Origin of the sequence: Albimonas donghaensis, assembly GCF_900106695.1 — a bacterium.
GTDB lineage: Bacteria > Pseudomonadota > Alphaproteobacteria > Rhodobacterales > Rhodobacteraceae > Albimonas > Albimonas donghaensis.
The window spans coordinates 380,752-398,010 of record NZ_FNMZ01000001.1; the positions used below are offsets into that span (position 1 = coordinate 380,752).

Sequence of the window (17,259 nt, forward strand, 5' to 3'; positions counted from 1 at the left end):
CCGCCCTTGCGGCAGGGGGCTTCGACGGCGGAGCCTAGTTGAACTTGTTGTCCTGTGGGAAGCCGCGCGGCGCCATGCGCCCCGCCCCGGCGCGGTCGCCGGCGTATTCGGCCAGCTCCTCGCCCAGCACGGTGCGGGTGCGCCCGCCTCGGTCGAGCCATTTCAGGCCCGCGGCCCGGTCGAACACCCGCGCGTCCGACAGCCCGCCGTCCTTGTAGCGTTGCAGGCGCAGGCCCTTGCCGCGGGTCATCTCGGGCAGCTGCTCCAGCGGGAAGACCAGCACCTTGCGGTTCTCGCCCACCACCGCCACCGCGTCGCCCTCCACCGGCGCGCAGACCATGGCCCGCCCGCCCGCCTTCACGTTCAGCGCCTGCTTGCCCGAGCGGGTCTGCGCGATCGCCTCCGCCTCGTTCAGCACGAAGCCGTCGCCGGTCGAGGAGGCCAGCAGCCGCTTGGCCCCCGGCTTGTGGGCGAAAAGCGCCACCATCTCGTCCTCGTTGGGCAGGTCGATCATCAGCCGCACGGGCTCGCCCATGCCGCGCCCGCCGGGCAGCTTGTCCGCGCCCAGCGTGAAGAACCGGCCCGAGGACGAGAACAGCAGGATCCTGTCCGTGGTCTCCGCGTGGAACACGAATTTCGGCCCGTCGCCGTCCTTGTATTTCAGCTCCGAATCCAGCGCGACATGCCCCTTCATCGCCCGGATCCACCCCATGGCGGAACAGACCACCGTGATCGGCTCACGCTCGATCATCGCTTCGGGGGGCATCTCCTCCACCTTCGGGGCTTCGGTCATGGCGGTGCGGCGCGCGCCCAGCGGGTAGGGGTCGTGGGCGGCCTTGAGCTTGTCGATCTCCTCCGGCGTGATCGCGCCGCCGAAGCCGCGGGGCGGGCCGAAGGTGGCGCGGATCTCGCGCAGTTCGTCCGAGATCCGGTCCCACTGCGCGGCCTCGTCCTCAAGCAGGGCCGACAGGCGGACATGCTCCTCGGCCAGCGCGTCGCGCTCGTTCCGGATCTCCATTTCCTCGAGCCGGCGCAGGGAGCGCAGGCGCATGTTCAGGATCGCCTCGGCCTGCGCCTCCGACAGGTAGACGCCGGGCTCCCGCCCCTCCGGCGCGGGTCCGAAGCCGAACTCGCCCATGGCCGGGGTCAGGGTGCCGAACCGCCCCCAGTCCTCCGCCATCAGGCTGGCCTTGGGGTCGTCGTCGTTGCGGATGATCTCGATCACCCGGTCGAGGTTGAGGAAGGCGATGATGTAGCCGCCCAGCACCTCCAGCCGCTTCTCGATCTTCTCCAGCCGGTAGGCGGAGCGCCTTTGCAGCACCTCGCGACGGTGGTCGAGGAAGGCGCGCAGCACCTCGCGCAGGCCGCAGACCTTGGGGATCTTCCCGTCGATCAGCACGTTCATGTTGAGCGGGAAGCGGGTCTCCAGGTCGGTCTGGCGGAACAGCGTCTCCATCAGCACGGCCGGCTCGACATTGCGCGAGCGGGGTTCGAGCACGATGCGCACGTCCTCGGCGCTTTCGTCCCGGATATCGGCGAGGATCGGGATGCGGCGGGCGTTGATCAGCTCCGCGATCTTCTCGATCAGGCGGGACTTGGGCACCTGGTAGGGGATCTCGTCCACCACGATGCGCCACTGGCCGCGGCCCAGGTCCTCGACCTTCCACCGCGCCCGCAGGCGGAAGGACCCGCGGCCGGTGCGGTAGCTCTCGGCGATGCTGGAGGCGGGTTCGATCATCACGCCGCCGGTGGGGAAGTCCGGGCCGGGCATCTTCTCCAGCAGCGTCTCGACGCGGGCGTCGGGGTGCTTGATCAGGTGCAGGGCGGCGGAGGCCACCTCGCCGGCGTTGTGCGGCGGGATCGAGGTCGCCATGCCCACCGCGATCCCCGCCGCGCCGTTGGCCAGCAGGTTGGGGAAGGCGCCCGGCAGGACGATGGGTTCCTCTTCCTCCCCGTCATAGGTGGCGCGCATGTCCACCGCGTCCTCGTCCAGCCCGTCCATCATCGCGGCGGCGACGGCGGTGAGCTTGGATTCGGTGTAGCGCATGGCCGCGGCGTTATCGCCGTCGATGTTGCCGAAGTTCCCCTGGCCGTCGATCAGCGGATAGCGGACCGCGAACCCCTGGGCGAGCCGCACCAGCGCGTCATAGACCGACTGGTCGCCATGCGGGTGATACTTGCCGATCACGTCGCCGACCACGCGGGCGGACTTCTTGAAGCCCTGGTTGGGGTCGAGCCTGAGCAGCCGCATCGCCCACATCAGCCGCCGGTGCACGGGCTTGAGCCCGTCGCGCGCGTCGGGCAGGGCGCGGTGCATGATCGTGGACAGCGCGTATTGCAGATAGCGGTCGCCGAGCGCCCGGCGGAGCGGCTCGGCGGTGATCGCGCCCCCCTGGGGCGGCTCGGTCGGGTCGTCGTCGATCTGGTCGGCCATGTCCCTGCTTTAGTGCGGCGCAGCGGGGGCGTCCAGAAGCGGTTCGCGCTCCGGGGCGTTCCCGTGACGTTCCGCGCCGGCCGCGAGGCTTCCGCGCCGCAGGGCGCCCGTGCGGAAGCCGGGCATCGCGCCGCACCCGCGGGCGCTGCGCTCGCGCGACGATTGCGGCGTGATACGATCAGGCGGGGGAACAAGGACGGGGCGAGAGCGCATGAGGCCGAAAACCATCCTGATCACCGGTTGCTCCAGCGGCATCGGTCTCGACGCCGCGCGGGCGCTGCATCGCGCCGGCTGGCGGGTCTTCGCCACCTGCCGCCGCCAGGTCGATTGCGACCGGCTGCAGGCCGAGGGGCTGGAGAGCTTTCCGCTGGATTACGCCGACGAGGCCAGCGTGGCCCGCGCCGCCGCCGAGACCCTGCGCCGCGCCGGGGGGACGCTGGACGCGCTCTTCAACAACGGCGCCTACGCCATTCCCGCCCCGCTGGAGGACGTGCCCCGCGACGCCATGCGCGCGATCTTCGAGACCAACGTGCTCGGCTGGCACGACCTGACCCGGCGGCTGCTGCCGGCGCTGCGGGCCTCGGGCGACGGGCGGGTGGTGAATTGCTCCTCGGTGCTGGGCATGGTCTCGCTGCGCTATCGCGGGCCCTACAACGCCACCAAGTTCGCCATCGAGGGGATGACCGACTGCCTGCGCCGGGAATGCGACGCGCCCGAGGCCCCCGGCCCGCGGGTGCGGGTGATCCTGATCGAGCCGGGTCCGATTCGCACCGCCTTCCGCCGCAACGCCCGCGCGCGGATGGAGGCGGCGGTGGACCGCTCCGGCTCCGCCTGGGGGCGGGCCTGGGCCGAGAAGATCCTGCCCCGGCTGGAGGCTCCGGAGACCGAGACGCTCGACCGCTTCGAGCTGATGCCCGAGGCCGTCACCGCCCGCCTGACCCACGCGCTGACCGCGCACCGGCCCAAGGCGCGCTATTACGTCACCACGCCGACCTGGATCGCGGCGCTGGCGGCGCGGCTTCTGCCCACGCGGGCGCTGGATTTCGTGTTCCGCGGCGACCATTAGCGCCGGCGCCCGCCCCCACGTGCGGCGGTGTGTGCGGCGCCGGCGCGGACCGGGCTTCACGCGCCGACAGGACGCGGTGGCGCGCGCTCGGCTTTGCGCTAGGTAGAGGGGCGAGGAAAGGATCCCGTCCATGCCCAATACCCTGCTCGTCATCTCCCTGATCGCCTGTCTCTGCGTGCTGGGCGTCCTGCTGTTCGGCGTCGGAAGCTTCGCCCGCGGCGGCGATTTCAACCGAAAATACGCGAACAAGATCATGCGGCTGCGCATCATCGCCCAGGCCATCGCCGTGGTGTTGATCCTGGTCGCCGTCTGGGCCATGCGTTCGGGCAACTGAAACCGGCCCGGGCCTCGCCGCCCGCGCATCCGGACGGCCCGCGCAGGCCGCCCGCAGGGGGAGAACCGTCATGGTCGTGCTGAACCGCATCTACACCCGCACCGGCGACAAGGGCGCCACGGCGCTGGGCGACGGCGCCCGCGTGCCCAAGCAGTCCCTGCGGGTCGAGGCCTATGGGACCGTGGACGAGACCAACGCCGCCGTCGGCCTCGCGCGTCTGCACGCGGCCGATGTCGCGGGGGGGGAGATGGACGCGGCGCTGGCCCGCATCCAGAACGACCTCTTCGATCTCGGCGCCGACCTGTGCCGCCCCAATCCCGACAAGGACGGCGAGGCGAAATATCCCGTCCTGCGCGTCACCCAGGCCCAGGTGGACCGGCTGGAGGCGGAGATCGACGCCATGAACGCCGATCTCGCCCCCCTGCGCAGCTTCGTGCTGCCCGGGGGCTCGGCGCTCGCCGCCCATCTGCACCTGTGCCGCACCGTCAGCCGCCGGGCCGAGCGCCTGACGGTGGCGCTGGCGGCGGAGGAGGCGATCAACCCGCCCTCGGCCACCTATCTCAACCGGCTGTCGGACTGGTTCTTCGTCGCCTCCCGCGCCGCCAACGGCAATGGCGCGGGCGACGTGCTCTGGGTTCCCGGCGCCAACCGCTGATCCCGGCCCCTGCCGAAGCCCCGTCCCGTCCCCCAGACGCCCGGGGAGGCGGACCTTACGGAATTGCGCGCCCCGCGCGGGCGGGGACCGATTCTTGCGCCGGGTTTCGCGATGCGACCGCGTGTCCGGCGCCTGCATACCGGGCCGTATGTTAGCGAAACGCCCGGATCAAAAGGGCCCGCGCCCCCCTGCGCGGCCCGCCTGAGGTGGTTTCCCGCCGCTTTGCCCCTACCATCAGGGACAAGGTCGGTGTAGCCAGACGACGACCGCCGCGCGTCCCAGGCCGTGCGGAGAAACCAGGAGGAGAAACGCGCAATGAAGGTGCTCGTGCCCGTCAAGCGCGTGATCGACTACAACGTGAAGGTCCGCGTGAAGGCGGACGGAAGCGGCGTCGATCTCGCGAACGTCAAGATGTCGATGAACCCGTTCGACGAGATCGCCGTCGAAGAGGCCATCCGGCTGAAGGAAAAAGGCGTCGCCGAGGAGATCGTCGTGGTCTCCATCGGCGTGAAGCAGTCGCAGGAAACCCTGCGCACCGCGCTCGCCATGGGCGCCGACCGCGCCATCCTGATCGAGGCCTCCGACGACGTTCACACCGACATCGAGCCGCTGGCCGTCGCCAAGCTGCTCAAGGGCGTGATCGACGAGGAGCAGCCCGGTCTGGTCCTTCTCGGCAAGCAGGCCATCGACAACGACATGAACGCCACCGGCCAGATGCTGGCGGCGCTCCTGGGCTGGGGTCAGGCCACCAACGCGGCCGAGCTGGCGATCGAGGGCGACACCGCCACCGTGACCCGTGAGGTCGACGGCGGCATGCAGACCCTCAAGCTGAAGATGCCGGCGATCGTCACCGCCGACCTTCGCCTGAACGAGCCGCGCTACGCGTCGCTGCCCAACATCATGAAGGCGAAGAAGAAGCCGCTGGATGCGAAGACCGCCGCCGATTACGGCGTCGACGTCGCCCCGCGGCTCACGGTGGTCTCCACCGCCGAGCCGAAGGGCCGCTCCGCTGGGGTCAAGGTCGCCGATGTCGACGAGCTGATCTCCAAGCTGAAGAACGAAGCGGGGGTCCTGTAATGGCTGTTCTGCTGATCGCTGAGACGCTGGCCGGCGAGCTCGCCGCCGACGCCACCGGCAAGGCCCTTTCGGCCGCCAAGAAGCTGGGCGACGTGACCATCCTCGTCGCCGGCGAGAACGCCAAGGGCGCCGCCGACGCCGCCGCCAAGCTCGACGGCGTGTCCAAGGTGCTGTGCTGCGAGGACCCGTCGCTGGGCCACAACCTGGCGGAGCCCAAGGCCGCCCTGGTCGTGTCCATCGCCGGCGACTACGAGCACATCCTCGCCCCGGCCACCATCGCCGGCAAGAACCTGATGCCGCGCGTCGCCGCGCTGCTCGACGTCATGGTGATTTCGGACATCTCCGGGATCGTCGACGGCGACACGTTCGAGCGCCCGGTCTACGCCGGCAACGCCATCCAGACGGTGAAGACCTCCGACGCCAAGAAGGTCCTGACCGTGCGCACCGCCAATTTCGACGCGGTGGGCGAGGGCGGCTCCGCCTCGGTTGAGACCATCTCCGCGGTCGAGAACCCGGGCGTGTCCGAGTGGGTCGAGGACAAGATCGCGGCGTCGGATCGCCCCGAGCTGACCTCGGCCAAGCGGATCATCTCCGGCGGCCGCGCGATGGCGTCGAAGGAGAACTTCGCGATCATCGAGAAGGTGGCCGACAAGCTCGGCGCCGCCGTCGGCGCCTCGCGCGCCGCGGTCGACTCGGGCTACGCGCCCAACGACTGGCAGGTCGGTCAGACCGGCAAGGTCGTGGCGCCGGAGCTCTACATCGCCGTCGGCATCTCGGGCGCGATCCAGCATCTCGCCGGCATGAAGGACTCCAAGGTCATCGTGGCCATCAACAAGGACGAAGAGGCGCCGATCTTCCAGGTCGCCGACTACGGCCTGGTCGCGGACCTGTTCGACGTGCTGCCGGAGCTCGAGTCCAAGCTCTGAGCCCTGCGGAGACGCAAGTGACGGGAGCCGCCCCTCGGGGCGGCTCCTTTTCGTTTCGGGGTCGTCCCTGGGAAGATTTCGCGGATGCGCCGTCTGGTTCTGCTCGCCCTGCTGGCGCCCGCCTCGCCCACCTTCGCGGATTGCGCGGGGACGACGTTCCTGTCCTGCAATGTCGGGCGGGGGCGCCATCTGGAGGTCTGCATCGAGCCCGGCGCGCGCGCCTTCGCCTATGCCTTCGGCCCCGCGGGCGCGCCCGAGCTGACCCTGCGGGAGGATTTCTCCGCCGGGACCGCGCGGCCCTGGAACGGGGTGGGGCGGACGATCTGGGCCTCGGTCGGGTTTCGCAATGCGGGCTATGTCTACGAGGCCTGGCACAGCCTCGACCGGCTCGACCCCGAGGCGGTCCCCGAGGGCGGCGTGAACGTCCTGAAGGGCGAAGCGACGGTCGCCACGCTCCAATGCCGCCGCGGCCCCGGCCCCGGCCCCGACACGGTCATCGCGCCGGTCTTCGCGATCGAGGACGCGATGCAGGCGGCCGGCTTCTGCCGGGACCGGGAGGCCGGGACCTGGCGCCGGGACGGCTGCGGCTGAGGGGCGTTCGGCCCCCCCAGTCCATCGCCCCCCCGTGCTTTCAGCCCTTGAAGCAGGTCAGCTCGATCTCGATCTTCATGCCCGGCGCGATCAGCCCGGCCGCGATCATCGTCGCGGCGGGCGGGCTGTCCCCGAACGCCTCGCGCAGCACCGGAAAGCAGGGCTCGAAATCCGCCGCATCGGGCAGGATGTAGTGGACGCGCACCGCGTCGGCGAAGCTCGACCCGGCCTCGGCCAGCGCGGCCTCGATCTTGGCCAGCGTGTTGCGGCACTGGTCGACGACGCTTTCGGGCATCTCTCCGGTCTCGGGATCGGCGCCGGTGGTGCCGGCGACATGCACCCAGCCCCCCGCGACCACGGCCCGGCAATAGGCGGCCTTCTCCTCCCACGGGCCGCCGGACGAAATTCGCTGGAGGGTCATGGCGCGTCTCCTTCGGTGCGCTGCAACAAGCGCCCGAGACTGGCGCGGGGCGGCGGGGAAGGGAAGGGGCTCGCGACCGGCGCCGCAAGGGAAATCGTTTGCCTCCCTTATTACCCTGTGCGAAGACAACTCCAACGGTTCCCTCACGAAACCGGCATGACGGGGAGTTGAGACCATGGCGATGCGGCCGGAGATCCGGGCGGTGCTGCCCATTCTGATCGGGGCGGCGGTGATGCTGTCCCTGACCATGGGCCTGCGCCAGAGCCTCGGCCTGTTCATCCCGGCCATGACCTCGGATATCGGCATCACGGTGACCCAGTTCACCCTCGCCATCTCGGCCCAGAACCTGGCCTGGGGCGTGTTCCAGCCGCTGGTCGGCGGGCTGGCCGCGCGCCGCGGTTTCCGGCCGGTGATGGTGGCGGGGGCGCTGGTCTATGCGCTCGGCATGGGGGTGCTGGCGCTGTCGCAGGGCATGTGGACGGTGCTGCTGGGCGCGGGGCTCATGGTGGGGCTGGGCATGGCCTGCGCCTCCACCGCCATGTCGATGGCGGTCGCGGCGCGCTCGGTTCCCGTCGCGGTGCGTTCGGTCGTGCTGGGGGCGGTCTCGGCCGCGGGCTCGCTGGGCGCGCTGATCGCCGCGCCGCTGGGCCAGGCGGTGATGCAGGCCTGGGACTGGCGCATCAGCCTCGCGGTGTTCTTCGTGCTGGCGCTGGCGATCCTGCCGGCCGCCTGGATGGCGGGCCGCGTCGACCGGCTGCCGCCACCCCCGCCCATGCCCGACAGCGCCGACAGCATGTCGGCCCGCGGCGCGCTGGGCATGGCCTTCGGCAACCTGAACTTCCTGGTGATGACCGGCGCCTATTTCGTCTGCGGCATGCAGCTGATCTTCCTGACCACGCATCTGCCCTCCTACCTCGCGCTTTGCGGCGCCGACCCGATGCTGGCCGCCACCGCGCTGGGGGTGATCGGTGGGATGAACGTCGCGGGGTCGCTGTTCTTCGGCTGGGCCGGGGGGCGGTGGTCAAAGCAGGCGCTGCTGGGCTGCATCTATGTCGGCCGCTCGCTGGTGCTCGCCTGGTTCTTCACCCGCTTTCCCACGCCCGAGACCACGGTGATCTTCGCCGCGCTCATGGGGTTCCTGTGGCTCGGCGTCAGCCCGCTGATCGCGGGGTCGGTGGCCGAGACCTTCGGCCTGCGCTGGCAGGCGATGCTGCAGGGCATGACCTTCTGCTGGCACCAGATGGGCAGCTTTCTCGGGGCCATCGGGGGCGGGCTGGTGTTCGATGTCTTCGGGAACTACGACCTCGCGGTGCAGATCGGCGTCGGGCTCGGGCTGGTGGCGGGGGTGGTGCAGATCGGCGTGGCGCTCGGCCGACCGCCGCGCAGCCCGCAGCCCGCCTGAGCGGCGCCCCAGCGGAAACAGAATCGCGGAAACAGTCCGGGCGATTCCCCGTCCATTCGCCCGAAGACGGCGGCGATGGTTTTCGCGCCATATCGGCTGGGCAATCCGTATGCGGCGCCTGCGAAGCGGGCGCCGGCGGCAAATATTCCGCATCCGCGAAATGACCACTGGCGCCGACGCGCGCGCCTCGCCAAACTCCCCCCCGCCGGACAACGAGGGAGATCGCCATGTCCTCCACCACGCTTCGCGCGGCGCTTGTCGCCGCCGCCTCCGCCGCGGCGCTCGCCGCCCCCGCCCACGCCCAGGAGAAGGTGAAATTCGGGACCAACTGGGTCGCCCAGGCCGAGCACGGCGGCTACTATCAGGCCATCGCCGACGGGACCTTCGCCGATTGCGGCATCGAGGTCGAGATCGTCCCCGGCGGCCCCCAGGTGAACAACCGGGCGCTGATGCTGGCCGGCAAGATCGACTTCTCCATGGGCGGCAACATGCTGCAGGCCTTCTCGGCGGTGCGCGAGGGCATCCCCCTCAAGGTCGTCGCCGCGCATTTCCAGAAAGAGCCGCAGGTCATCCTGACCCATCCCGGCGCCGCCTCGTCCTTCGAGGATCTCGCCAATCTCGACACGCTGTTCATCGGCGACAACGGCTACCAGTCGTTCTACCGCTGGATGATGACCGCCTACGGTTTCAAGGCCGAGACGCGCAAGCCCTACACCTTCAACCCCGCGCCCTTCATCGCCGACGTGAAGTCGGGCCAGCAGGGCTATGTCACGTCCGAGCCCTTCGCGGTGGAGACCGAGGGCGGTTTCAAGCCTGACGTCTACGTGCTCGCCGACGCCGGCTTCTCCACCTACGCCACGACGGTGGAGACCATGCAGGCCACCATCGACGCCAAGCCCGAAGTGGTGAAGTGCTTCGTGGAGGCCTCCTCGATCGGCTGGGCCAACTACCTCTACGGCGACCCGTCGGCCGGCAACGCCCTGATCCAGGCCGACAACACCGACATGTCGGACGAGCAGATCGCCTTCTCGATCCAGGCGATGAAGGACTACGGCATCGTCGACTCGGGCGATTCCGAGACCATGGGCATCGGCGTCATGACCGACGCCAAGATGCAGGACTTCCACGACAAGATGGTCGAGGCCGGCGTGATCGAGCCGGGCCTGGACCTGTCCAAGGTCTACACGACCGAGTTCTCCAACACCGGCGTGGCGCTGGAGACGAAGAAGAAGCTGGTCGAGTGACGGACGCGCACGCGACTCCGGGGGCGGCGGGCGATCCCGCCGCCCCCCTGACGGATGCGGCGGCGGCGCGGGCGGCGCGGGCCCCCGTGCTGTCCATCCGCAATGTCACCAAGGTCTTCGGCGGCGACGTGATCGCGCTGCGCGGCATGTCGCTGGATGTGCGGCAGGGGGATTTCATCTCGCTGCTCGGCCCGTCCGGCTGCGGCAAGTCCACGGCGCTGCGGCTGGTGGCGGGGCTGACGCACCCGACCGCCGGCAAGATCGCCTGGGAAGGGCAGGGGGCGGGGCCCGACGACGGCGGGCTCGGCGTGGTGTTCCAGGAACCCACCCTGATGCCCTGGGCCACCGTGGAGCATAACGTCTGGCTGCCGCTGCGCCTGAAGGGGCGCAGGTTCGCCGACTGCAAGGCCGATATCGACGACGCGCTGGCCACCGTGGGCCTGTCCGGCTTCGGAAAGGCCTACCCGCGCGAGCTTTCGGGCGGCATGAAGATGCGCGTCTCCATCGCGCGGGCCATGGTGACGAGGCCCCGGCTGATCCTGATGGACGAGCCCTTCGCCGCGCTGGACGAGATCACCCGCTTCAAGCTCAACAACGACCTGCTGGCCATGCGCGCCAAGCTGAACTGCACGGTGATCTTCGTGACCCATTCGGTGTTCGAGAGCGTGTTCCTCTCGGACCGGATCGTGGTCATGGCGGCCCGTCCGGGCCGGGTCATCGCCGAGCTGAACGTGGACGAGCCCTATCCCCGCACCGAGGACTTCCGGACCTCGGCCGACTACGCCGCCCAGTGCCGCGCCACGTCCGACGCGCTGGGGCTCGCGATGGAGGGCGCGCATTGACCGTCAAGGACACCGACCCGACCCTGATCGACGCGGAGGAGCTGGCTCGCCAGCGGTCCCAGCGGCTCGACCGCACCGCGCGCTGGCTGCTGCCGGCGCTGATGCTGATCGGCGCCGTCGCCTTCTGGCAATGGCGGGTCGAGGCGGCGCAGATCCCGCATTACATCCTGCCCAGCCCGACGCGCGTCTGGGCCGCGCTGGTCGAGAACGCGGCCACCCTGTTCGATTCCTGGCTCATCACCGTGCAGACCACCCTGCTGGCCCTGATCGCCGCGGTGATCGGCGGGGCGGGGCTGGCGATGATCTTCAACCAGTCCCGCTGGGCGGAGATGAGCTTCTACCCCTTCGCGGTGATCCTTCAGGTCACGCCCGTGGTCGCGGTGGCGCCGCTGATCCTGATCTATGTCTCCGACATCGACCTCGGCGTCTTCGTGATCCCCGAAAAGGTGGTGGGGATGCTGATCGTGTCCTGGATCGTGGCCTTCTTCCCGATCCTGTCGAACTCGACGCTGGGCCTGCGGTCGGCCGACCACAACCTGCGCGACCTGTTCTCCATCTACGGCGCGACGCGCTGGCAGCGGCTGCGCTACTTGCAGATCCCCGCCGCGCTGCCCTATTTCCTCGGCGGCCTGCGGATCGCCGGCGGCCTGTCGCTGATCGGCGCCGTGGTCGCGGAATTCGTGGCCGGCACCGGGGGCATGGGCTCGGGCCTCGCCTTCCGGATCCTGGAGGCGAATTACCGGCTCAAGACCGACCTCGCCTTCGCGGCCCTGATCCTGATCGCGCTGACCGGGGTCCTGATCTTCGCGGTGCTGTCCCTTGTCAGCCATCTCCTGCTGCGCAAGTGGCACGAGAGCGCCATCAAACGAGAGGTGTGAGCCCCGTGGACTTCCTCGACCTGCCCGAGGCCAAACGCCTGCGGCTGATGAACCTGCGCGCCCCCGGCCCCCTGCTGGGCCGCCCCGGCGACCTGGTGGCGACCGACCTGACCATCGAGGACGGCCGCATCGTCGAGAACGACGCCCGCGCCGACGAGGTCGAGATCGACATGGGCGGGCGCATCATTTTCCCGTGCTTCATCGACGCCCATACCCATATCGACAAGGGCCATATCTGGGCCCGCTCCCCCAATCCCGACGGCACCTTCATGGGGGCGCTGGAGACGGTGGGCGACGACCGCCGCGCCCGCTGGACGGCGGAGGACGTGCGCCGCCGCGCCGATTTCGCCCTGCGCTGCGCCTGGGCGCATGGCACCAAGGCGGTGCGCACCCATCTCGACAGCTCCCCCCCGCAGGAGGACGTCTCCTGGCCCGTGTTCCGCGAACTGCGTGAGGACTGGGCCGGCTGCATCGACCTTCAGGCCGTGTCGCTGACCGGCATCGACTTCGTCGGCGACACGCCGGCCTGGCGCGATCTGGCGCAGGTGGTGAAGGGCTCGGGCGGGGTGCTGGGGGCGGTGACCTACCCGGTGGCGGACATCGACCGGCGGCTCGACATCTTCTTCGAAACCGCGGGCACGCTCGGCCTCGACGCCGATTTCCACGTGGACGAGACCATGGACCCGAACTCCGCCACCCTGCGCGCCATCGCGCGGGCGGTGGGGCGGACCGGCTTCACGGGCAAGGTGAATTGCGGGCATTGCTGCTCGCTCTCCACCCAGGAGGAATCCGTGGCGCTGGAGACGCTGGACTACTGCGCCGGCGCAGGCCTCTCGATCACCTCGCTGCCCATGTGCAACATGTATCTTCAGGACCGCCGCAACGGTCGGACGCCGCGCGGCCGGGGCGTCACGCTGGTTCACGAGGCCCGCGCCCGGGGCATCCCGGTGATCTTCGCCTCCGACAACACCCGCGATCCGTTCTACGCCTATGGCGACCTCGACATGCTGGAGGTGATGCGCGAGGCGACCCGCATCTGCCACCTGGATCACTCACGCGAGGACTGGGCCGAGGCCTTCCTCACCGCCCCCGCCGCCGCCTGCGGGTTCGAGACGCCCAGCCTCGACCCCGGCGCGCCGGCCGACCTGGTGATCTGCCGCGCCCGGTCCTGGACCGAGCTTTTCGCCCGCCCCCAGTCCGACCGCATGGTCCTGCGCGCCGGCCGCGCCATCGACCGCGCGCTGCCCGACTACGCCGAACTCGACGACCTGATGGAGCCCGCATGACCCCCAACGTCCTCGCCGCCAAGGAGGCGCTGTCGCATCTGGACCTGGACGACAAGCCGGCCTCCGTCAAAGCCAAGAGCCGGGATTTCTTCTGGTATTCGCCGGTGCTGAAATCCCGCCTCGACCATCTGGTCGGGGATTTCGTGGTCTCGCCCCGCAACGAGGCCGAGGTGATCGAGGTCCTGAAGGTCTGCTTCGAACATGACGTGCCGGTCACCACCCGCGGCTCGGGCACCGGCAATTACGGGCAGGCCATGCCGCTCGCCGGCGGCTGCGTCCTGCACATGCGCCACATGAACAAGGTCAAGGAGATCCATCCCGGCCGCGCCATCGTGGAGCCGGGCTGCATCCTGCGCGACATGGACGCCGAGATCATCCGCGCCTCGGGGCAGGAGATCCGCATGTTCTCCTCCACCTACGCCACCGCCACCGTGGGCGGCTTCATCGCCGGCGGCTCGGGGGGCGTGGGCTCGGTCCGCTGGGGGCAGCTGCGCGACCTGGGCAACATCCTGCGCCTGCGCGTGGTGACCATGGAGGCCGAGCCCCGCGTGCTGGAATTCACCGGGGAGGAGCTGCACCGCGTCTCCCACGCCTACGGCACCAACGGCATCATCACCGAGATCGAGCTGCCGCTCGCCCCCGCCTACGAGTGGACCGACGTGCTGGTCGGCTTCGACGACTTCATGGACGGCGCCCAGTGGGCCGAGGCGCTGGGCAACGAGGACGGCATCCTCACCAAGCTGATCACTCCGGTCGAGGCGCCGATCCCCCACGACTATTTCCTGCGCATCAAGGACCGCATCCGCCCCGACCAGTCGGTGGTGATCGTGATGGTGGCGCCGCATGCCATGGACGCCTTCATGACCTTCACCCGCCGTCACAAGGGGGCGGAGATCATCTATCGGTCCGACAAGGTGACGGCGGAGGAGAAGAAGGCCTTCGGCGTCGCCTACGAGTACGCCTGGAACCACACCACCCTGCGCGGGCTGCGGGTGGACCCGACCATCACCTATCTCCAGGTCCGCTACGAGGATCTGGCCCAGGTGCAGGCCATCCGCGACCGTTTCGGCGCCGAGGTCCCCCAGCATCTCGAAGGCATCCGCATGAACGGGCGGATGCGCTTCGCCGGCCTCCCCGTGGTGCGCTTCACCACCGAGGAACGGCTGGAGGAGATCGTGCGCATCCACGAGGACATGGGCTGCATGATCTTCAACCCGCACCGCTACACGCTGGAGGAAGGCGGCCGACAGTCCGCGGATGAGCGGCAGCTCGCCTTCAAGCGCGAGGCCGACCCCAAGGGCCTGCTCAATCCGGGGAAAATGATCACCTGGGACGCACCCGACTTCACCTATTCCGAAGTCTATCGCTACGCGGGCATGAGACCGGCGGGCTGAGCCCCGCCGCCTCTTCCCGGCGGGGCGGGAGGGGGGATGCGCCGACCTCCCCGCCGCCCACCGGCGCCGCGGAGGATCGCGGCCCCGGCACGCAAGGGTCCCGCCATGCGCGCCCTCCTGATCTACTGCCACCCGTCGCCCGAAAGCTTCAACCACGCCATCGCCGAAACCGTGACCGACCGCCTGCGCCGCGGCGGGGCGGAGGTGCGGGTGCTCGACCTTTACGGCGAGGATTTCGACCCGGTGATGACCCGCCCCCGGTGGGAGGGCTATGACGGCGACAGCCCCGACCATGCGGCGCTCGCCCCCCATGTGGAGGCCCTGCGCTGGGCCGACACGCTGGTTTTCGTCTACCCGACCTGGTGGTATGGCCCGCCCGCGATGCTGAAAGGCTGGCTGGACCGGGCGATGCTGCCCTCGGTCGCCTTCAACCTGCCCGAGGCCGGGCCGATCACGCCGGCGCTCACCCATATCCGGCGGCTGGCGGTGTTCACCACCTGCGGCGCCTCGCGCTGGCTGACCTGGGCGATGGGCTCGCCGGGGCGGCGGATCCTGCTGCGGGGGCTGCGCAGTTGCTGCGCGCCGACCTGCCGGCGGCACTTCGCGGCGCATTACGCCATGGACGCCTCCACGCCCGAAAGCCGCGCCCGGCATCTTGCGCGCGTGATCCGGGAATGCGACCGGATGCTGACCGGCGCCGGTCTGCGCGGCGCCCGCGCGCCCGCCGGGGCCTCGGCCGCGGCCGAAGCCGGCCGCCGCGCGCTTGCGCCCAAGGGAGACCCCGCTGATGCCTGACGCCCCCGCCATCCCGCTGTTCGACTTCTCGCGCTTCCGCGAGGGGGACGCCGCCGCCCGCGCCGCCTTCGCCGCCGAGCTTGGCGCCGCCTGCCGCGACACCGGCTTCTTCCTGCTGGAGAACACCGGCATCCTGAACGCCCGGCGCACGGCGATCTTCTCCGTGGCCCGCGGGTTCTTCGCGCTGGAGCAGGCGAAGAAGGACGCCGTGGCCATCGCGCATTCGGCGCATAACCGCGGCTACGTCGCCCAGAAGGTCGAGGCGCTGGACCCCGCCTCCGGCCAGGCCGACGCGAAGGAGGCGTTCAATATCGGGCTCGACCTCGCCCCGGATCACCCGTCGGTGGTGGCGGGCGAGCCGTTCCGCGGCGTGAATCTCTGGCCCGAAGGGGCGCCGGCCTTCAAGCCCGAATGCCTCGGCTGGTATGACGCCTGCCTGGCGCTGGGGCTGGAGCTTCACCAGGCCTTCGCGCTGGATCTCGGCCTGCCGGAGGACTGGTTCGCAGACAAGTTCCGCGCGCCGATGGCGACCCTGCGCCTGCTGCGCTATCCCGCCGCGGGCGCCGACGCGAAAGGCGGGATCGGCGCCGGCGCGCATTCCGACTACGGCTCGGTGACGCTGCTGGCCACCGACGGCGTGGCCGGGCTGCAGGTGCAGCCGCGGGCCCTGCGCGGCACGGACGAATGGCTCGACGTGCCCTCCGTGCCCGGCGCCTTCGTGGTCAATATCGGCGACTGCCTGCAGCGCTGGACCAACGACCTCTACGTCTCGACCCCGCACCGGGTGCTGGCCCCGGCGCAGGAGCGGTGCTCGGTCGCCTTCTTCCTCGACCCGGACCCCGACGCGGTGATCGAGGCGCCCTCGGTCTGCCTCGCGCCCGGCGAGGCGCCCCGCCACGCGCCGATCACCGGGGCCGAGCACCTGTCCGAGCGTCTGAACGCCACCTATGCGCACCGCGCGAACTGAAGGAGGGGGACTGATGCGCCGCCTGCACTGGTCGGATTACTCGACCCTGGACTACGCCGATATCGACCCCGCGAAGACCATCGCGATCCTGCCCACCGCGGCGATCGAGCAGCATGGCCCGCATCTGCCGGTCGGCGTGGATACCGAGATCAATCTCGGCATGCTGCGCGAGGTCTGCGCGCGGGTTCCCGACGATCTGGATATCCGCATCCTGCCGGTGCAGGCGGTGGGCAAGTCCAACGAGCATCTGCATGCGCCCGGCACCCTGACGCTTTCGGCCGAGACGGCGCTGAAGGCCTGGGTGGAGATCGGCCTGTCGGTGGCGCGGGCCGGGGTGCGCAAGCTGGTCGTCGTGAACTCCCATGGCGGCAACCTGGACCTGGTGTCGATCCTGACGCGGGAGCTGCGGGTGCGGGCCGGGATGCTGGCCGTGCGCTGCCAATGGGGCGCCTTCGGCCATCCCGAAGGCCTGCTGTCCGAGCGCGAGCGGACCTACGGGATCCATGGCGGCGACGCCGAGACCTCCCTGATGCTGCATTTCCGGCCGGAACTGGTGCGCATGGACCGCGCGAAGGATTTCGTCTCCTCCGCCGAGGGGATGGGGGATTTCCGCTGGCTGCGGCCGACGGGCTCGGTGGCCTATGGCTGGACCGCGCGCGACCTGAACCCGGACGGGACGGTGGGGGACGCGTCGGTGGCGACGGCGGAGAAGGGGGCCGCGATCGCGGCGCACCAGGCGCGGGGCTTCATCGAGCTGCTGCGCGAGGTCGAGACGGTCGATCTGGAGCGCTTCGCGGCATTCGCCGAGCCCGCTCCCGGCGCCTGAAACCCGCAGGTCCCGAAGCGGCGTCGCGGAGCCTTTCCGCGCACGGGGGGGCGGGTGGCGGGCGTGGCCGCGGCGAGACTGCTGCGGCCCGGCCCGGCCCGGGCGAGCGTGGCGAGGGGGG

17 protein-coding genes are annotated in these 17,259 nt (G+C 70.3%); 15 read left to right on the forward strand and 2 right to left on the reverse strand.

Features of this window, described 5'->3' with window-relative positions:
* Window positions 1-34: 34 nt before the first annotated feature.
* Window positions 35-2,434, reverse strand: a complete 2,400-nt coding sequence (locus tag BLV24_RS01575; protein ID WP_092679383.1) for a DNA topoisomerase IV subunit A — start codon at window positions 2,432-2,434, stop codon at window positions 35-37.
* A gap of 211 nt (window positions 2,435-2,645) precedes the next feature.
* On the opposite strand from BLV24_RS01575, the gene BLV24_RS01580 reads away from it, so the two are divergent.
* The 6 genes from BLV24_RS01580 to BLV24_RS01605 all read left to right on the forward strand — a co-directional run bounded on the left by BLV24_RS01580 (window position 2,646) and on the right by BLV24_RS01605 (window position 7,083).
* On the forward strand, window positions 2,646-3,500 hold the full coding sequence (locus tag BLV24_RS01580) for an SDR family NAD(P)-dependent oxidoreductase (protein WP_092679384.1): 855 nt from the start codon (window positions 2,646-2,648) through the stop codon (window positions 3,498-3,500).
* Between the two features lie 130 nt (window positions 3,501-3,630).
* Window positions 3,631-3,834: a twin transmembrane helix small protein gene (locus BLV24_RS01585; protein WP_092679385.1), complete on the forward strand. Its 204-nt coding sequence runs from the start codon at window positions 3,631-3,633 to the stop codon at window positions 3,832-3,834.
* 70 nt (window positions 3,835-3,904) lie between these two features.
* Window positions 3,905-4,489 (forward strand): cob(I)yrinic acid a,c-diamide adenosyltransferase, encoded by a 585-nt coding sequence (locus BLV24_RS01590; protein WP_092679386.1) that lies wholly within the window; start codon window positions 3,905-3,907, stop codon window positions 4,487-4,489.
* 315 nt (window positions 4,490-4,804) lie between these two features.
* Window positions 4,805-5,566 carry an electron transfer flavoprotein subunit beta/FixA family protein gene (locus BLV24_RS01595; protein ID WP_092679387.1) on the forward strand — a complete coding sequence of 254 codons (762 nt, stop codon included), beginning with the start codon at window positions 4,805-4,807 and terminating at the stop codon, window positions 5,564-5,566.
* On the forward strand, window positions 5,566-6,492 hold the full coding sequence (locus BLV24_RS01600) for an electron transfer flavoprotein subunit alpha/FixB family protein (RefSeq protein ID WP_092679388.1): 927 nt from the start codon (window positions 5,566-5,568) through the stop codon (window positions 6,490-6,492). Before BLV24_RS01595 ends, BLV24_RS01600 begins: the two co-directional genes overlap by 1 nt.
* Window positions 6,493-6,576: 84 nt before the next feature.
* On the forward strand, window positions 6,577-7,083 hold the full coding sequence (locus tag BLV24_RS01605; RefSeq protein ID WP_092679389.1) for a hypothetical protein: 507 nt from the start codon (window positions 6,577-6,579) through the stop codon (window positions 7,081-7,083).
* A gap of 40 nt (window positions 7,084-7,123) precedes the next feature.
* Here BLV24_RS01605 and BLV24_RS01610 read toward each other — a convergent pair whose 3' ends face one another.
* Complete coding sequence (locus BLV24_RS01610) at window positions 7,124-7,504, reverse strand: RidA family protein (RefSeq protein WP_092679390.1); 381 nt, start codon at window positions 7,502-7,504, stop codon at window positions 7,124-7,126.
* A 175-nt stretch (window positions 7,505-7,679) separates the two neighbouring features.
* Here BLV24_RS01610 and BLV24_RS01615 point away from each other — a divergent pair, with 175 nt between their 5' ends.
* From BLV24_RS01615 to BLV24_RS01655, 9 genes are all read left to right on the forward strand, one after another.
* Complete coding sequence (locus BLV24_RS01615; protein WP_218133322.1) at window positions 7,680-8,906, forward strand: MFS transporter; 1,227 nt, start codon at window positions 7,680-7,682, stop codon at window positions 8,904-8,906.
* A gap of 227 nt (window positions 8,907-9,133) precedes the next feature.
* A complete protein-coding gene (locus BLV24_RS01620; RefSeq protein WP_092679391.1) occupies window positions 9,134-10,150 on the forward strand; it encodes an ABC transporter substrate-binding protein in 1,017 nt (338 codons plus the stop codon).
* On the forward strand, window positions 10,147-10,992 hold the full coding sequence (locus BLV24_RS01625) for an ABC transporter ATP-binding protein (RefSeq protein ID WP_245710328.1): 846 nt from the start codon (window positions 10,147-10,149) through the stop codon (window positions 10,990-10,992). The genes BLV24_RS01620 and BLV24_RS01625 overlap by 4 nt, the downstream gene beginning before the upstream one ends.
* Entirely contained in the window at window positions 10,989-11,870 is an 882-nt protein-coding gene (locus tag BLV24_RS01630; protein WP_245710329.1) for an ABC transporter permease, read from the forward strand. Before BLV24_RS01625 ends, BLV24_RS01630 begins: the two co-directional genes overlap by 4 nt.
* Window positions 11,867-13,156 (forward strand): cytosine deaminase, encoded by a 1,290-nt coding sequence (locus BLV24_RS01635; RefSeq protein WP_245710330.1) that lies wholly within the window; start codon window positions 11,867-11,869, stop codon window positions 13,154-13,156. The genes BLV24_RS01630 and BLV24_RS01635 overlap by 4 nt, the downstream gene beginning before the upstream one ends.
* Entirely contained in the window at window positions 13,153-14,550 is a 1,398-nt protein-coding gene (locus BLV24_RS01640) for an FAD-binding oxidoreductase (RefSeq protein WP_092679393.1), read from the forward strand. The genes BLV24_RS01635 and BLV24_RS01640 overlap by 4 nt, the downstream gene beginning before the upstream one ends.
* 105 nt (window positions 14,551-14,655) lie before the next feature.
* Entirely contained in the window at window positions 14,656-15,345 is a 690-nt protein-coding gene (locus BLV24_RS01645; RefSeq protein ID WP_092679394.1) for an NAD(P)H-dependent oxidoreductase, read from the forward strand.
* A complete protein-coding gene (locus BLV24_RS01650; protein WP_092679395.1) occupies window positions 15,338-16,312 on the forward strand; it encodes an isopenicillin N synthase family dioxygenase in 975 nt (324 codons plus the stop codon). The genes BLV24_RS01645 and BLV24_RS01650 overlap by 8 nt, the downstream gene beginning before the upstream one ends.
* A 13-nt stretch (window positions 16,313-16,325) precedes the next feature.
* Window positions 16,326-17,138 carry a creatininase family protein gene (locus BLV24_RS01655; RefSeq protein ID WP_092679396.1) on the forward strand — a complete coding sequence of 271 codons (813 nt, stop codon included), beginning with the start codon at window positions 16,326-16,328 and terminating at the stop codon, window positions 17,136-17,138.
* Window positions 17,139-17,259 lie beyond the last annotated feature (121 nt).

What these genes read in the sequence shown, in the direction of transcription:
- BLV24_RS01615 (WP_218133322.1), top strand. Translation starts at nt 7,680, where the DNA reads ATGGCGATGCGGCCGGAGATCCGGGCGGTGCTGCCCATTCTGATCGGG.
- BLV24_RS01640 (WP_092679393.1), top strand. Translation starts at nt 13,153, where the DNA reads ATGACCCCCAACGTCCTCGCCGCCAAGGAGGCGCTGTCGCATCTGGAC.
- BLV24_RS01650 (WP_092679395.1), top strand. Translation starts at nt 15,338, where the DNA reads ATGCCTGACGCCCCCGCCATCCCGCTGTTCGACTTCTCGCGCTTCCGC.
- BLV24_RS01580 (WP_092679384.1), top strand. Translation starts at nt 2,646, where the DNA reads ATGAGGCCGAAAACCATCCTGATCACCGGTTGCTCCAGCGGCATCGGT.
- BLV24_RS01610 (WP_092679390.1), bottom strand. Translation starts at nt 7,504, where the DNA reads ATGACCCTCCAGCGAATTTCGTCCGGCGGCCCGTGGGAGGAGAAGGCC.
- BLV24_RS01595 (WP_092679387.1), top strand. Translation starts at nt 4,805, where the DNA reads ATGAAGGTGCTCGTGCCCGTCAAGCGCGTGATCGACTACAACGTGAAG.
- BLV24_RS01620 (WP_092679391.1), top strand. Translation starts at nt 9,134, where the DNA reads ATGTCCTCCACCACGCTTCGCGCGGCGCTTGTCGCCGCCGCCTCCGCC.
- BLV24_RS01645 (WP_092679394.1), top strand. Translation starts at nt 14,656, where the DNA reads ATGCGCGCCCTCCTGATCTACTGCCACCCGTCGCCCGAAAGCTTCAAC.
- BLV24_RS01590 (WP_092679386.1), top strand. Translation starts at nt 3,905, where the DNA reads ATGGTCGTGCTGAACCGCATCTACACCCGCACCGGCGACAAGGGCGCC.
- BLV24_RS01655 (WP_092679396.1), top strand. Translation starts at nt 16,326, where the DNA reads ATGCGCCGCCTGCACTGGTCGGATTACTCGACCCTGGACTACGCCGAT.
- BLV24_RS01585 (WP_092679385.1), top strand. Translation starts at nt 3,631, where the DNA reads ATGCCCAATACCCTGCTCGTCATCTCCCTGATCGCCTGTCTCTGCGTG.
- BLV24_RS01575 (WP_092679383.1), bottom strand. Translation starts at nt 2,434, where the DNA reads ATGGCCGACCAGATCGACGACGACCCGACCGAGCCGCCCCAGGGGGGC.
- BLV24_RS01600 (WP_092679388.1), top strand. Translation starts at nt 5,566, where the DNA reads ATGGCTGTTCTGCTGATCGCTGAGACGCTGGCCGGCGAGCTCGCCGCC.
- BLV24_RS01605 (WP_092679389.1), top strand. Translation starts at nt 6,577, where the DNA reads ATGCGCCGTCTGGTTCTGCTCGCCCTGCTGGCGCCCGCCTCGCCCACC.